The organism is Mycobacterium fragae (genome assembly GCF_002102185.1).
Lineage (GTDB): Bacteria > Actinomycetota > Actinomycetes > Mycobacteriales > Mycobacteriaceae > Mycobacterium > Mycobacterium fragae.
The window spans coordinates 172658-187828 of the sequence record NZ_LQOW01000005.1; the positions used below are offsets into that span (position 1 = coordinate 172658).

Here is a 15171-nt window from a genome sequence, read left to right on the forward strand (position 1 = left end):
AGCGTCGACTTGTCGGGCGATTTCGGCCAAATTCTCGCAACAACTCGACGTTCGACCGTTAGAGCTGATCGCCGATCTCCTTGGCCGCCTTGACAAGCACGGCAGCCACCGACGCGTACTGCGACTTGTGCAGCCGATGCTGCGGCGCTGCGGCGTTGAGCGCCAACCGCAACCCGGGCGCTCGGGTAGGTATGGGCACCGCCACCGACGCGACGCCTTCTTCGCTCTCCTCGCGGTTGACGGCGTAGCCCTGCTCGCGCACCCGAGAAAGCTCGGCTTCCAACGCCGTTCGGCTGCCGATCGACCGGTCGGTGACGCGCTCCAGTTCCTCGTCGGGCAGCAGCTGACGCAATTCCGCCTGCGGCAACTGCGCCAGCATGGCCTTGCCGGTCGACGTGCAATGCGCCGGCAAGGTGCGACCCAGCCGGGAGGCCACCCGCACGGCGGCCGGGCCCTCGACCGCGGCGACGAAACGGACCGCGGCGCCGTCGAGCATCCCGACGTGCACTGTCTCGCGCAAATGCTCGCTCAGGCCGCGCAGGACCGGCGTGACCGTCCCCGCGATGTCAACGCGGCCGAAAATCGCAAACGCCACACCGGTTAACGCCGGACCGGGCAGATAGGCCTTCGACACCGGGTCCTGGCGGACAAAACCGCGATAGGCCAACATTGCCAGCAGCCGATGCGCGGTCGACGACGCCACACCCAAATACCGCGTCGCCTCGCTCAACCGAATCTCGGGCCGCTCCCCCAACAGCAGCAGTAGCTTCAACGCCTTGTCGACCGACTCGATCGGGTACTGCGGGGCAAGCGAATCGGTGGCCCGCGCGCCGACTGCTCGCCGCGCCTTTTTCTGCATGACAGAGAACCTACCTGCGTTACGGTACGAGCAGCATGCCTATCGAACACCCATACCGCCGCTACGTGGCCATCGGCGACAGCCAGACCGAGGGACTGTGGGACGGCGACGACGAAAACGGGCTCGTCGGCTTCGCCGACCGGCTGGCCGTCATGCTCGACGGGCTGTATCCGGGCTTGAAATACGCCAATTTGGCCATCCGCGGTATGCGGATCCGCGATGTCCTGGACGACCAGCTTCCCCGAGCGCTGTCGATGCGGCCCGATCTGATCACCTCGTGCGTGGGCATGAACGACGTGACCCGACCCGGACGCTCCTTTGACCAAGCCCTGATCGACCTCGAACGGCTGCACGCACGGCTCGCGGAATCAGGGGCAACCGTTCTGACGACGACCTTTCCCGACGTCGCCAAGCTTGTGCCAGTCGGCCGCCTCATCGAGTCGCGAGTAACCCGCATCAACGACGCGATCCGCGCCGGCGCCCAACGACACGGATTCGGGCTGGTCGATCTCTATACCGCAGCCTCCATGCAAGAGCTGGACACCTGGAGCGCCGACCGGATTCACGCATCCACCAAGGGACACATTCTGTTCGCGGCCGCCGCGGCGGAAGCCCTCAATCTGCCTGCAAGCAACCATGATTGGGCCCGATCGAGTGGTGTGGCGGTGCCTGTTTCGACGGCAGCGCGGTTGTATGCACAGCTGCGCTGGACGCAGAACATGCTCATCCCGTGGATGTGGCGACGCGTACGCGGGCGCTCGTCCGCCGACGGGCGGGAACCCAAGCGCCCGCGCCTGGAATACGTGGGTCAGGCATTCTTGACACCATGACGGTGGATGCCCTGTTGCAATCGATCCCCCCGCTTACGGTCTATTTCGTGGTCGGCGCGGTGGTCGGGTTGGAGAGCCTGGGCGTCCCGCTGCCCGGCGAGATCGTGCTGGTCAGCGCCGCGCTGTTGTCGTCACGGCATGCGCTAGCGGTCAACCCGGTCGGGGTCGGCGCGGCGGGGGTGATCGGGGCGGTGATCGGCGACTCGATCGGCTACACGATCGGCCGCCGGCTGGGCATGCCGCTGTTCGACTGGTTGGGCCGGCGCTTCCCGCGCCACTTCAGCCCGGGGCACGTCATGTTCGCCGAGCGGCTATTCGACCGCTGGGGCTCGCGGACGGTGTTCTTCGGGCGGTTCATCGCGCTGCTGCGAATCTTCGCCGGGCCGCTGGCCGGGGCGCTGAAGATGCGCTACCCCCGGTTTCTGGTGGCCAACGTGTCGGGCGCAGTGTGCTGGGCGGGCGGCACCACCGCGCTGGTGTATTTCGCGGGTGTGGCGGCCGAACGGTGGCTGACGCGCTTCTCCTGGATAGCTTTGCTCGTGGCGGTCGTCTGCGGCGTCATCATCGCGGTCGTGCTGCGGGAACGCACCTCCCGCGCAATTGCCGAGCTGGAGGCCGAGCACAGCCGCGAGTCCGGACAGACCACCGCCTAGCCCTACGGCCCCAGACCCCCCTCTGGCAAACCAGCGCTCGGGGTCGTCGCGGTCCGGTTACCGGCCCGAGAAGGCGGTCCGAGATAAGCAGCAAATGGTCGTCCGCGGCTTTGCCAGACGTTCGCATCTGCGCCTCACCACGCACGTTTCACGAACCACCGAGACGATCGCCAGGTAGTCGTCTGCCCGTCGAAAACCCGATGTTCAGCTGACTTTTGGGCGGCCATTGCCAATCAGTCACTGCGCCCCCCGGGCGCCAGGAGCAGATTGCATAATCTGTGTTCAAACGTTCGCTCGCCGACCAGGGCCGCGGCCCCCGACGTCGTCCGGTGTCCCGCCAACTCACCTGGCCTCACCAGATTCTTAGGCAACGTTCGATGGACATTTCTACCGTTAAGGTGTTATAAAAACGAGATCTGCTAATTCAACGTCTGTCTTCAGGCACGCAGGGCGGGCATCCCATATCGCTGACGCGAAGCGTCTGCCGATGAGGAGTTCACCATGAGCAGTTTTGCCATCGCAGAACCGTCTGCGAGCCACATCATGCTAAGCAGCCGGCTCATTTCAGAGCTGGCACAGGCGCGGAGCACATTACGGACCACTACCGAGCGGAGCGGTTCGGCGGTGATCGTCAACGCCGGGGGCGAATTGGACGCCTCCAACGAAGTCACCTGGCGGCGCCTGTTGAGCGAGGCAGCCGCCCACGCCGGCCCGCCCGGACCGCTTGTCGTCGACACGAGCGGCTTGGATTTCATGGGTTGCTGCGCCTATGCCGCACTCGCCGAAGAGGCAGAGCGCTGCCGGCGTCGCGGCCTGGCGCTGCGGCTGGTAAGCAGCCAACCCGTTGTCGCCCGGATCGTCGCCGCTTGCGGCCTCAGCGAACTGCTGCCGGTTGACGCCACCGTGGACGCCGCCCTATTGGCGTCGGCTCCGGCTGACTGGTAGTCCAGGTCCAGCCGCTGCCGCCTAAGGGCAAATGCGGCGCGCGAGAATCTCTTTCCCGGCACCGGCCAATTGATTGAGCGCGTCCGGTCGCGCTGCCATCGCCATCAGCAGTGCCTCCCCCGGACCGCTGACCTCGGGCCCCTTGCCATGGGTCCAGTCGACATCCGTGGCAACCAACCGCACGCCTCGGGCCCGCCAGGCACCGCGTAATGCCGGAGCACGCGGCGCGAGCTTCAACACACGCTGCAGGCGCTGCGGCGGAATGACACGCGAGATGCCCAGGGGTCGCCGAATGTCCTGCTGGTGGATCATGCCGTCAACGAGGGCGATCATGCCGCCGAAGCCTGTTGTGAAACCACGCGGAGGGATCGAGGCGCGCATCAGCTCGGTGAGCTGCTCGGGCGTGCGCCTGGCGTACTCGGCGACGCCGATCGCGTTGATGCGGTTGGTCAGTAATCCGCCTTTGACGAAGCGCCGCACCACTTCCCAGCGGTTGAGCTCCTCAAAACTGAGCACGTGAGCGACGACGTCGCGCACCCGCCAGTGCTCGCACAGGCTGGGTTGCTCCCATTGCTCCGGCGATAGTCCGGCGAGCAGCTCCGCGAAGTCTTCGCGTTCCTCGCAGGCCATCTGCATCGTCGTCGGCTCATTCACCGGAGCCGGCCTTCGCAGCGAGGTCGGCGAAGTTGGCCAGTGTCCCAGCCCAACCGGCGGGATCGTCGAAGATGGCTCGCATCTGCTCGGTGTTGTCGCCGTAGCGCTGCAAGTTCTGATGGCGCAGATCCAGCCTGGTGCGGTTTGCGTCCTCCGCTGTGAACGTCACTTCGATCTCGGTTTCGAAGTCCGGATCGTATTGCCAGTCGGCACCAATCTGCCAGAGCAGCACGACTTTTCGGGGTGGGTCCCATGACGCCACACGACCCCACGGGCACTCGCTGCCGTCGACGCCGCGCTCGAACCAGCGCCCACCGTCGCGGGGTTCGACGACGACCTCGGCGATCTCCGAACTTCCGATGGAGTGTTCCTTGGGCCAAAAGTCGGTCATTCGCGCGGTGAACAACTCGAAGGCACGGGCCTGCGACAGCGGCACGCTCAGCGATCGCACAACCTCGACCACAGCGGCGGATTCAGTGCTCATCCTTGCTCCTCTCGGCCAGAATCGCGAAGTTGTCCAGCGTGGTTTCCCAGAACCGGTCGAAGTAGTCGCGCACGACCTGCAGTCCGGTTTGATTGATGCGGTACAGCCGGCGGGTCCCGGCGATCGACTCGACGACCAGATCCGCGTCCTTGAGCACTCGCAGATGCTGCGACACCGCCGGCCGCGAAACCGGCAGCTGGTCGGCCAGCACGCCGACGGCAATCGGGCCCGACGACAGCTTCTCCAGTATTTCGCGCCGGGTGCGGTCCCCCAAGGCGTCCAGCACGGCGTCGACGGAGGCGGGCATGTCGGTAAGTGTGCACGAACGGTAAGTGGCTGTCAACGGTTCGTCAGGACTAACGGTTTCATGTTTACCGGCTACCGGATCGGGACATCGTAAAGCCATGGGAATCAAGGGCGCTTTCAAACGTTCGCAAGTCGTCGTCGTCACCGGGGCGAGCGCGGGAATCGGTCGCGCAACCGCGCAACTGCTCGCCCAACGCGGTGCGCGCCTCGGTTTGCTCGCCCGCGGCGAGACGGGATTGGAGGGGGCGGCTGCCGATGTGCGTGCGGCGGGTGGTGAGGCGCTGGCGATCACGACCGACGTCTCCGACTACGACGCGGTCGAACAGGCGGCACAACGCGTCGAGGAACGGTTCGGCCCGATCGACGCCTGGATCAACGTCGCATTCAGCTCGGTGTTCGCCCCCTTTGCCGAGATCAAGCCGGAGGAATTCCGCAGGGTCACTGAGATCACTTACCTGGGCTTCGTATACGGCACCATGGTGGCGCTGAAGCGAATGCGCCCTCGGAATTCGGGCGTCATCGTTCAGGTGGGGTCGGCGCTGGGCGACCGCGCGATTCCGCTTCAGTCGGCATACTGCGGTGCCAAGCACGCGGTCAACGGTTTCACCGAATCGCTGCGGACCGAATTGATGCATGAGAAGAGCAAGGTTCGAGTCACCGTGGTGCAGATGCCGGCGGTCAACACTCCGCAGTTCTCTTGGGTCCTTTCACGTCTCGACAAACATCCCCAGCCAGTGCCGCCGATCTATCAGCCGGAGGTCGCGGCGCGCGGTGTGCTGCACGCGCTGGACCACCCTCGCCGCAAGCAGTACTGGGTGGGCGCCTCCACGGTCGGCACAATCGCGGGCCAACGGCTGGTGCCGGCGCTGCTCGACCGCTATCTGGCGCGGACCGGGTACGACTCGCAACAAACCGATCAGAAGGTCCGGTCGGGTCAGCCGGCGAATCTATGGGAGCCCCTGGACGGGCCCGGCGGCGACGACTATGGGGCACATGGCGTTTTCGACGACCAATCCCACGCGCACAGCGCGCAATTCTGGTTGACCCGGCATCGCCGATCGCTGTTGGGCGCGGGCGTGCTGGCCTCCGCGCTGGCGATTTACGACTGGGGCCGTCGACGTCTTCAGCGATAGCTCATGACCGCAACTCCCCGGCGGGTAACTACGGCCCCCGGCGGGTACCTCAATCAGATGGGCGAGCCGGACGCGATCATCGAAAAACTCCGAGACACTCTCGAAAAGGAAAAGGGCCTTGCCGATCTAGTTGAAGGGTCATTGGCCGAGGCCCGGAAATCGGCCGAGGCGGAACTCGATTCGGAGCTGTTCGCGGCCCTGGAGTGGCCTCGCAATATCGGTGAGTACGAGAACTACCTCAAGCGCTTCGTCAGATGGGTCCCCCACGAGTCGGATGCGGATGCCTGGAAGAACGAGAAGAGCCAGTCCCAGGAAGTCAGCGATCGGATGAGCCACTTTTACTTCCTCGTCGATCAGAAGGTCGGCGAGGAGGCGCCACAGGATTCCGCCGTTTTTCGGGAGTGGATCACCGAATTCGCCCGGCAGTGGGGCAGCTTTCTGGACACTCCGGAGTCGTTCAGCCCAGAAGTCTTGAAATCGTTCATCGACGACGCTCCCGAATACCGCATCGATGAATCATTGGTCGACGGCGTGCCGAACGCGCCCAGCGGCTGGCTGACCGCCAACCAGTTCATCGCGCGTGAGATCAACGGCGGGCTACGTCCGATTGCCGAGCCCGCCACCAATCTGGTGGTTACGAGACCGGCGGACTGCAGTTTTCAGCACGCGTACGACATCGACGCCGACTCGAATGTCCCGGACATCAGGCTCAAGAACCACAAATACGGCAACATCAAGCAGCTCATGGAAGGCAGCAGCTATGGCGAAAGCTTTGCCGGTGGCACGTTCGTCCACTACATGCTGCCGGTGCACGCCTACCACCGCTACCACCTACCGGTTGGCGGGCTGGTCAAAGAGTCCTTCCGGATCAACGGCAAGGTCTTCATGCGGGTGATCATTGAAGATCACCAGCTCCGGGGCAGCGACAGCGCCAGTACGGGATACGAGTTTTCGCAGACCCGTGGAGTGGTGACCATCGACACCTCGGAATCCGACTGCGGCGATATCGGCATTGTCGCGGTGATCCCGGTGGGAATGGCTCACGTGTCGTCGGTCGTCCTCACATCGGTCGCAGGCAGACACATGGCTAAAGGGGAAGAGTTCGGTTACTTCCAGTTCGGCGGCTCGGACATCATCATCCTTTTCCAAGAGGGAGTGAATCCGCAGATCGACAAGAGCGACGAGTTCCGGCTCGTCGGCACCCCGGTGGCCCGCTGCAGCCCCCGTTGAGCGTTGGCGTTGAAACCTCTTGCGGCTCACCGGTTCCGCCGCCAACCGCAGTAAGCCATCCACAGTCGGAGCTTTATCCACAGACCTGACCTTGGGTGCCAGCACGAGTCAGACCCCGTTGATATCCTTCGAACATGTGTTCGAGTAGCCGTGAGGAGATCGTCGCGGTTTTCGACGGGCTCGCGGCATACCTGAAACGCGCTCTGGACTTGTCCTTCGACACGCTGACCACCCGTGAGTGTCTGGCGATGTTGGAGCGCTGCGAAACGCTGCGCCGCCAGCTGCCAGCCGTCGAGCACCCGTTGATCAACCAGGTTGCCGAACAGGCCGATGAGACCGAGTTGGGCGGCAAGTTGCGGTTTGCGTTGGCCGAGCGGTTGCGCATCACGCGTCCCGAAGCGTCGCGGCGCATCGGCGAGGCCGCCGATCTCGGCCCCCGCCGCGCACTGACCGGCGAACCCCTGCCGCCGGTGCTGACCGCCACCGCCCAAGCCCAACGCGCCGGGACCATCGGGACCGGCCATGTCGCGGTGATCCGCGGTTTCTATCACCGGCTACCCGACGTCGTCGACGTCGAGACGCGGGAGAAAGCCGAAGCCCAGCTCGCCCGCCAGGCCGGCGAGTTCCGGCCCGACCAGCTGGCCAAGCTGGCCGACAAACTGACCGACTGTCTGAACCCCGACGGGGATTTCACCGACACCGACCGGGCGCGCCGCCGCTCGATCATCATCGGCAAGCAAGACATCGACGGCATGAGCCCGATCAGCGGGTATCTGACCCCGCAGGCACGCGCCACCATCGACGCGGTGATGGCCAAGCTGGCCGCCCCGGGCATGTGTAACCCCGAGGACCCCACCCCATGTCTGGGCGGCACCCCCTCGCAGCAAGCCATCGAACAAGACACCCGAAGTGCCGGCCAGCGCAACCATGATGCGCTCAATGCCGCCGGGCGCGCGCTATTGGCCTCCGGGGATTTGGGTCAGCACAACGGGCTACCCGCCACCATCATCGTGTCCACCACGCTCGCCGAGCTCGAATCCGGTTGCGGAAAAGCGCTCACCGGCGGCGGCACTTTGCTGCCGATGAGCGATGTGATCCGGCTGGCCTCGCATGCGCATCACTACCTAGCCATTTTCGACAAGGGCAAGGCGCTCGGGCTCTATCACAGCAAGCGGCTGGCCTCACCCGCACAGCGAATAGTGCTCTACGCCAAGGATCGCGGGTGCTCATTCCCCAATTGCGACGTGCCGGGCTATTTTTGCGAAGCCCACCACTGCACCCGCTACGCCCAATGCCGCACCACCGACGTCAACGACTTGACATTAGGCTGCGGCGGCCATCACCCGCTGGCCGAACAAGGCTGGACCACCCGCAAGAACGCCAACGGCGACACCGAATGGATCCCGCCACCGCATTTGGATTACGGCCAACCACGCATCAATCGGTTCCATCATCCCGAAAAGCTATTGCGAGACGACGAAGACGACGGGGATCCGTAGCGGCTCAACGCCTCCGCAGTGCAGATGCCAACGCCCAGGAGGCTCCGGCACCCGCCAATGCCATCGCGGCCACCGGTATGCCCACCCGCGCGGCTCGAACGCGCGTCGAGGGCTCCGGGCGTCCGGGCGGGACGCCGGCCATCACCTGCGCAAGATGCAGTGGGGTCGCCACGCCGGCGTCGCTGATCTGGGTCTGGCAGGAGAACCCGTTCGCCACCACCAGCGCACCCGGGTTTTTGCGAATCGCCGGCAGCAATGCCTGCTCGCCGCAGTCCATCGAGATGTCGTATTTACCTTGCTCGAAACCCCACGAGCCGGCCAACCCGCAACATCCGCCGGAGACAGATTGCACGTCGACACCCATCTTCTCCAGAACCTGCTGGTCGGCGTCGACACCACCGGTGGCTCGCTGATGACAGTGCCCCCACAGCAGAGCCTGCGTTCCCGACATCGTTGGTAGCTCGACATCGAACTTCGTCAGGAACTCCGCGAAGTGATAGCTGTTGCGCACCAATCGATCCGCGTCGTCGTCATGTGGCAACAACTTCGGCAGCTCATCCTTGAACACCGCCAGACAGCTGGGCTCCATACCCACGATCGGTGTGCCGGCGCGGATCTCGTCACGCAACTGCGACAACACGTCACGCAGATAGCGTTCCGCGACGTCGAGGAATCCGTAGTCGTAAAGCGGTCGGCCACAACAAATGTGGCCGGTTGGCATGATCACCCGCCAACCGGCCGCTTCGATGGCCTCGACGCAGGCGACCCCGACATCGGTGTGCAGCCGGTTGTTGAACGTGTCCGGGAACAGGACGACCCGCGGCCCGCTGGCGTTGACCACCGGACGCCCCGAAAACCACTGCTGCAATGTCATCGGGGCGAAGGTCGGCAATGGCCGGCGCCGGTCGATTCCGCCCACCGCCTTGGCGATTCGCGACAGCACCGGCGTCTGAGTGGCAAAGTTGGCCAGCTCGGGGATAGCGCTGGCCAACCGCGCGGCCTGGTCGATGAACCCGAATGCGTAGGCATAGCGGGGCCGCCACCGGCGCAGCGACCGGAAGTGGTGGTAGAGGAATTCGGCCTTGTAGGTCGGGATGTCAACCTCGACCGGGCAGTCGCTGGTGCAGCCCTTGCAGGCCAGGCACAGGTCCAACGCGTCTGCCACCTCGGCGGACTGCCAGCCGTCGGTGATCACTTCGCCGCGCAGCATCTCGAACAGCAGCCGGGCGCGCCCGCGGGTGGAGTGCTTCTCCTCGCGCGTCACCTGATAGCTCGGGCACATCGTCATCTGCGCATCGGGCACCCGGCATTTGCCCACGCCGACGCAGCGCAGCGCCGCATGCGCGAAATCGCCCCCATCCACCTCGTAGGCGAACTTCACCTTGGGCCGCGGGGGGTTGTAGTCGGTGCCGAGCTTGAGGTTCTCGTCGAACCGATACGGGTCGATCACCTTGCCCGGGTTCATCTTCCACTCGGGATCCCAGATCAGCTTGAACTTGCGCATCGCCTCCATCAGCCGCGGGCCGTACTGCTTGCCGAGCAGCTCGGCGCGCTGCTGGCCGTCGCCGTGCTCACCGGACATCGAGCCACCGTAGGACGCCACCAGGTCGCCGGCGGCCTCCATGAAATGCCGGTAAGTCGCCAGTCCGTCCTTGTGGCGCAGGTCGAAACTGATCCGGGAGTGGATGCAGCCTTCACCCAAGTGGCCGTACATGGCGCCGCGCAGATCATGGTCCGCGTAGAGCTGCTGCAGGTCGCGCAGATAGTCGCCGACCCGATTCGGCGGCACGGCCGAGTCCTCCCAGCCCGGCCAGTGATCGCCGCTATCGGCCGGGAATGCCGTCGACCCCAGCCCGGCCTCCCGGATCGACCACAGTTCGTCGCTGTTTCCGCCGTCCTGCTTGCTGCGAGCCAGCACGATGCGGTCGTCGTCGTAGTCCTTCTTCTTGCGCAGCCAGCCGACGAATTCCTCTGCGCGGCGCAGTGATTCGCCCGGCTCGTCGGATCCAAACTGCATGAACACCCAGGCACCATCGGACTTGAGCCTGGGCAGCGCCGCGCGGCCCGAGGCATTGGCGCCCGTGAGCTCCTGGTTGTGGACGAGCAGACTGTCGACCGCCTCCAGCCCGATCGGCTTCCACGCCATCAGGTCTGGCACCGCGTCGCCGGCCTCGCCGATCGAGTCGTACTGGATCACCACCAGCGTGCGGTGGACCATCGCCGGCGTCAGCATCACCGTCGCGGTCAGCGCCACCGCGCAGGTGCTTTCGGTGCCCACCAACGCGCGGGCAACGTTGAAGCCCTTCTCCGGCAGCAGCTCGTCGAGGTTGTATCCGGACACCCGGCGCGGCAGCTCGTCGACGTCCGGATAGCCTTTGCGGATGTCCTCGGCGTACTCGTCGCGCAAATCCCTTAGCGCAGCATAGATCTCGCCCTTCCGGCCGCCCGCGGCGATGATGGAGTCCAGATCGTCCTCCTCGTTGACGCCGACCGTGAACCGCGCGCCGTCGTACGTGACGACGTCGAGTTCATGAGTGTTGTCCGACGTCCGCGGTCCCGGCCCGTACAGATGCGACTGGATCGAGTGCACACCGCAGGAGTTGTTGCCGATGTTGCCCCCCAACGTGCACCGCGAATGCGACGACGGGTCTGGGCCGAAGACCAACCCGTACTCGCCCGTGGCCCTGTTGAGTTGCTCGTTGATCACCCCGGTCTGCACGGTCGCCAGTCGACGCTGGGCGTCGATGTCGAGGATGTCGGTGAGATACTTCGAAAAGTCGATGACGACAGCGACATTGACGGTTTCACCGGACAGACTCGTCCCTCCGCCGCGACACAGCACCGGCGCGTGATAGGTGTGGCAGGCCCGCACGGTCTCGACGACGTCGTCGAGCGTCTTGGGAACGACCACACCTATCGGCACCTGACGGAAGTTCGACGCGTCGTTGGCATACATCGCCAGAGTCGCGGTGTCGAACCGGACTTCCCCGCTGACGTGCCGGCGCAGCTGGCTTTCCAGCCCGGCGACGTTGACTTTGTCGACCGCCGCCATCCCGGCGACGAACCGCGTGTCGGGCCGGGCCGGAATCGTCTGCGTCATTCGTCGCCCTTGACCGTCTGCTTGATCGACTCGGTGAACTCGTGCATCTTCTGCTTGGCGCCCTTCTTGCCGATGCTCACGCGGTCGGGGTCTTTGAGCACCGCCTTCGCCGTCTTCTTGGCCATCATCTTCTTGATGTGCGGCGGAACCGGCGGAATGTCCTTGTCCACCACGACTTCCAGCACCACCGGGCCTTTGGCCGCCAGCGCCTGCTCCCAGGCCTCACCGATGGTCTTGGGGCTGTCGCAGCGGATACCGGTCAAACCCAGCAGGTTGGCGAACTCGGCGTACGGAACGTCCGGAATATACTGAGAGCCCTCGAATTTCGGCTCCCCGCCCATCGCCCGCTGCTCCCAGGTCACCTGGTTGAGGTCCTGGTTGTTGAACACGCAGAAGACCAGCGGGCCATCGGAGAGCCGGTCCTTGTACCGCTTGACGGTGATCATCTCGGCCAGCCCGTTCATCTGGAACACACCGTCACCGACAAGCGCGATCACCGGACGCCCCGGGTGGGCCAACTTGGCGCTGATCGCATACGGCGTACCCGGCCCCATCGTGGCCAGGTTTCCCGCCAACGATGCCGCCATGCCCGGACGCAACTTCAGATGCCGTGCCCACCAATTGGCCACCGAGCCCGCGTCCGTGGTCAGGATCGCGTTGTCTGGCAGTCGTTGCGACAGCTCGTGCACCACCAGCTCGGGGTTGAGCGGGTCGGCCTTGTCGTGTGCGCGCTTGTCGAGCACCGCCCACCATTCCTTGACTTCTTTCTCGATCTTGGACCGCCAAGACCGGTCGTCCTTGCGCTGCAGCAGCGGAATCAGCTCATGCAGCGTCTCTTTGGAGCCGCCGACGAGGTTGGCCTCCATCGGATAGCGCGTCCCGATCATCCGGCCGTCGAGGTTGATCTCCACACCGCGGCACTGCCCTTCCTTGGGCAGCCACTCCGCGTAGGGGAAGCTGGTGCCGATGAAAAACAGGGTGTCGGCATCCGACATCATGGCCTCGCTGGCGGTCGAACCCAACAGCCCGATCGGCCCGGTGACATAAGGCAGGTCATCCGGCAACACGGCGCGTCCCAACGATGTCTTGGCCACCCCGGCGCCAAGCAGCTCCGCCGCCTGAACCACCTCGTCAGCCGCCTCGGCGGCACCAACCCCGGCAACGATGGCCACTTTCTTGCCCTCGTTGAGGATCTCGGCGGCCTTCTCCAATTCCGACTTCGGCGGGATCACTCGTGGTTTGGTCCAACCGATGCTGGTGAACACCGCGCCGTGCATCCGCGGCGGCGACGGCACCGCATCGGTTTCGGCCACGTCTTCGGGCAGGATGATCGTGGCCACGGTGCGGTTGTTCAGCGCGACCTTGCAGGCCCGGTCGACGAGGTGCCGCGCCTGCTCCGGCGCCATACAGGTCTGAACGAAGTCCGACGAGACGTCTTTGTACAGCGAATTGGGGTCGATCTCCTGCTGGAACGCCGCTCCCAGCGACATCCTTTTCTGCTGACCGACGATGGCCACCACCGGCTGGTGATCGAGCTTGGCGTCGTAGAGGCCGTTGAGCAGATGAATCGCCCCGCCGCCGGAGGTGGCCAGACAACAGCCGATCTCTCCGGTGAATTTGGCGTGACCGGTCGCCATGAAAGCCGCCATCTCCTCATGCCGGGGCTGAATGAGCTCCGGGTCTCCCCCGGCCCGGTCCAGCGCACCCAGCATCGACAGGATGCCGTCGCCCGGGTATCCGTAGATTCGGTGAATTCCCCACTGCCGCAAGCGGTCGAGGATGAAGTCGGCGGTCTTAGGCATGGGTACTCCTTGAGTGCGCTGTCGGTTTGCTGGGTAGCCGACGTATACCCGCGAGTACGCCTGTCAAACGGTGGTAAGACCGCTGCGTGCGGTACGCAAGTCCTCCACAAACAGCTGGTAGGCCTTCTCGCGATCGGTGCGGTCGCGAAGCACCGCGGACGGGTGGACCGTGGCAGTCAACAGCGGCTCGGGGTCCAGCCGCAGACCGTCGCCGTCGGGCAGATGCACGGGCTCGCCACGATGGGCCGTCAACCGAAACGACGTGCCGAGCAACGCCTGGGCGGCTGTCGCGCCGAGCAGCACCACCACCTGCGGCTGGAGCGTCTCCATCTCGGCGATCAGCCAGGGCCGACAGGCGACGACCTCGGTACGGCTGGGCTTCTGGTGAATCCGTCGTTTGCCGTTCTTGCGGGTGAACTTGAAGTGCTTGACGGCGTTGGTCTGATACGTCAAATCCGGATCGATGCCCGCGTCGTCGAGCGCACGGGCCAGCAGCCGCCCGGCGGGGCCGACGAACGGCAGCCCCTCGACATCCTCGCGGTCGCCGGGCTGCTCGCCGACCAACATGATCGGCGCATCCGGGTGCCCGTGCCCGAACACGGTTTGCGACGCGTTCTTGTACAGCGCACAGCCATGACAACCGCTGGCCGCGGCCGCCAGCGAGTCCAAGCTGCGGTCCTCGGGCAGGTAGCGTTCGGCCCCGGCTGGCGTAGCCATCAGGCCGCGAACTCGGGTGCGATCTCCGACTCCCAGAAGTCGAAGAACCGGTCTTGTTCGGGACCGATCTGCTGGATGTACACCTCGTCGTAGCCGACGTCGAGGAACGCGCGAATCCGTTCGATGTAGGGCTTGGGATCCGGTCCACACGGCACGGCTTGCTCGACCGTCGACTCGGGAACCAAACTCGACGCCTGCTCGAAATGGCTTGGCGTGGACAGGATCTGGGCCAATTCACCGGGCAGGTGCTCGTTTGGCCATAAATCATGAGCGGTGCGGACGCCGTCTTCGGTCGTCGGGGCGTGGCAGACTTTGAAGCCGGCCTGGGTGGGTTTGCCTTCGCCGCCGGCCTCGCGGAACGCGGCGAGCAGCTCCGGTGAATCCATCGTGCTTTGATAACCGTCGCCGATCCGCCCCGCCAACCGGGCGGCGTGCGGGCCGAAACCGGAGATATAGATCGGAGCCGGCTGCGCAGGCACGGTGTAGATGCGGGCATTCTCCACCGTGAAATATCGACCGTGGTGGCTGATTTGCTCGCCGGAGAAGAGGTTGCGGATGATTTCGACGGCTTCCTCGAGCATCTGTCGCCGGATCGCCGATGTCGGCCAATGCTGGCCGGTGATGTGCTCGTTCAGTGCTTCCCCGGTTCCCAGGCCCAAGACGAACCGCCCGTCGAGCTGCGTGGCGCTGGTGGCGGCGGCCTGGGCGACCACCGCGGGATGGATCCGCATGATCGGGCAGGTGACCGCCGTGGTCACCGGCAGCGAACACGCTTGGGACAGCGCGCCTATCACCGACCACACGAACGGACTGTGGCCCTGCTTGTCGTTCCACGGATGGAAGTGATCGGAAATCCAGAGCCGTTCGAAGCCGGCAGCCTCGGCTCGAACGGCCTGGCGCACCAACTCATTGGGCGGGAATTCCTCGCAGGACAGGAAGTAACCCAGACTCGCCATGAC

The 15171-nt window shown here is 65.0% G+C and carries 14 protein-coding genes; 6 read left to right on the forward strand and 8 right to left on the reverse strand.

The genetic code is table 11. The annotated features are described in order from the left end of the window. Nucleotides 1-58: 58 nt before the first annotated feature. Entirely contained in the window at nt 59-859 is an 801-nt protein-coding gene (locus AWC06_RS03565; protein ID WP_085194434.1) for an IclR family transcriptional regulator, read from the reverse strand. Nucleotides 860-894: 35 nt separating this feature from the next. Here AWC06_RS03565 and AWC06_RS03570 point away from each other — a divergent pair, with 35 nt between their 5' ends. From AWC06_RS03570 to AWC06_RS03580, 3 genes are all read left to right on the forward strand, one after another. After that, nucleotides 895-1689, forward strand: coding sequence for an SGNH/GDSL hydrolase family protein (locus tag AWC06_RS03570; protein ID WP_085194436.1), 795 nt, complete (start codon nt 895-897; stop codon nt 1687-1689). Then, on the forward strand, nt 1686-2342 hold the full coding sequence (locus AWC06_RS03575) for a DedA family protein (protein WP_085194438.1): 657 nt from the start codon (nt 1686-1688) through the stop codon (nt 2340-2342). Before AWC06_RS03570 ends, AWC06_RS03575 begins: the two co-directional genes overlap by 4 nt. Nucleotides 2343-2843: 501 nt before the next feature. Then, nucleotides 2844-3287, forward strand: coding sequence for an anti-sigma factor antagonist (locus tag AWC06_RS03580; RefSeq protein ID WP_227371068.1), 444 nt, complete (start codon nt 2844-2846; stop codon nt 3285-3287). A gap of 21 nt (nt 3288-3308) precedes the next feature. Here AWC06_RS03580 and AWC06_RS03585 read toward each other — a convergent pair whose 3' ends face one another. Genes AWC06_RS03585 through AWC06_RS03595 form a run of 3 tightly spaced genes read right to left on the reverse strand, consistent with a single transcriptional unit; the run spans nt 3309 to nt 4732 of the window. Beyond that, a complete protein-coding gene (locus AWC06_RS03585) occupies nt 3309-3923 on the reverse strand; it encodes a maleylpyruvate isomerase family mycothiol-dependent enzyme (protein ID WP_085194619.1) in 615 nt (204 codons plus the stop codon). A gap of 10 nt (nt 3924-3933) precedes the next feature. Then, nucleotides 3934-4425, reverse strand: a complete 492-nt coding sequence (locus tag AWC06_RS03590; protein ID WP_085194439.1) for an SRPBCC family protein — start codon at nt 4423-4425, stop codon at nt 3934-3936. Then, nucleotides 4415-4732, reverse strand: coding sequence for an ArsR/SmtB family transcription factor (locus tag AWC06_RS03595; protein ID WP_085194441.1), 318 nt, complete (start codon nt 4730-4732; stop codon nt 4415-4417). Before AWC06_RS03595 ends, AWC06_RS03590 begins: the two co-directional genes overlap by 11 nt. Nucleotides 4733-4829: 97 nt before the next feature. Here AWC06_RS03595 and AWC06_RS03600 point away from each other — a divergent pair, with 97 nt between their 5' ends. The 3 genes from AWC06_RS03600 to AWC06_RS03610 all read left to right on the forward strand — a co-directional run bounded on the left by AWC06_RS03600 (nt 4830) and on the right by AWC06_RS03610 (nt 8593). Next, a complete protein-coding gene (locus AWC06_RS03600) occupies nt 4830-5864 on the forward strand; it encodes an SDR family oxidoreductase (RefSeq protein WP_085194443.1) in 1035 nt (344 codons plus the stop codon). Between the two features lie 57 nt (nt 5865-5921). Beyond that, nucleotides 5922-7094 (forward strand): phosphatidylserine decarboxylase, encoded by a 1173-nt coding sequence (locus AWC06_RS03605; protein WP_085194445.1) that lies wholly within the window; start codon nt 5922-5924, stop codon nt 7092-7094. 134 nt (nt 7095-7228) lie between these two features. Beyond that, nucleotides 7229-8593 (forward strand): 13E12 repeat family protein, encoded by a 1365-nt coding sequence (locus tag AWC06_RS03610; RefSeq protein WP_085194447.1) that lies wholly within the window; start codon nt 7229-7231, stop codon nt 8591-8593. Nucleotides 8594-8597: 4 nt separating this feature from the next. Here the strand turns inward: AWC06_RS03610 and AWC06_RS03615 are convergent, their stop codons facing one another. From AWC06_RS03615 to AWC06_RS03630, 4 genes are all read right to left on the reverse strand, one after another. Further along, nucleotides 8598-11693, reverse strand: a complete 3096-nt coding sequence (locus tag AWC06_RS03615) for an FAD-binding and (Fe-S)-binding domain-containing protein (RefSeq protein ID WP_085194449.1) — start codon at nt 11691-11693, stop codon at nt 8598-8600. Beyond that, a complete protein-coding gene (locus AWC06_RS03620; RefSeq protein ID WP_085194451.1) occupies nt 11690-13495 on the reverse strand; it encodes a thiamine pyrophosphate-requiring protein in 1806 nt (601 codons plus the stop codon). The genes AWC06_RS03615 and AWC06_RS03620 overlap by 4 nt, the downstream gene beginning before the upstream one ends. 63 nt (nt 13496-13558) lie before the next feature. After that, nucleotides 13559-14212, reverse strand: coding sequence for a UdgX family uracil-DNA binding protein (locus tag AWC06_RS03625; protein ID WP_085194453.1), 654 nt, complete (start codon nt 14210-14212; stop codon nt 13559-13561). Beyond that, nucleotides 14212-15168 (reverse strand): TIGR03557 family F420-dependent LLM class oxidoreductase, encoded by a 957-nt coding sequence (locus tag AWC06_RS03630; protein WP_085194455.1) that lies wholly within the window; start codon nt 15166-15168, stop codon nt 14212-14214. Before AWC06_RS03630 ends, AWC06_RS03625 begins: the two co-directional genes overlap by 1 nt. Between the last annotated feature and the right edge of the window lie 3 nt (nt 15169-15171).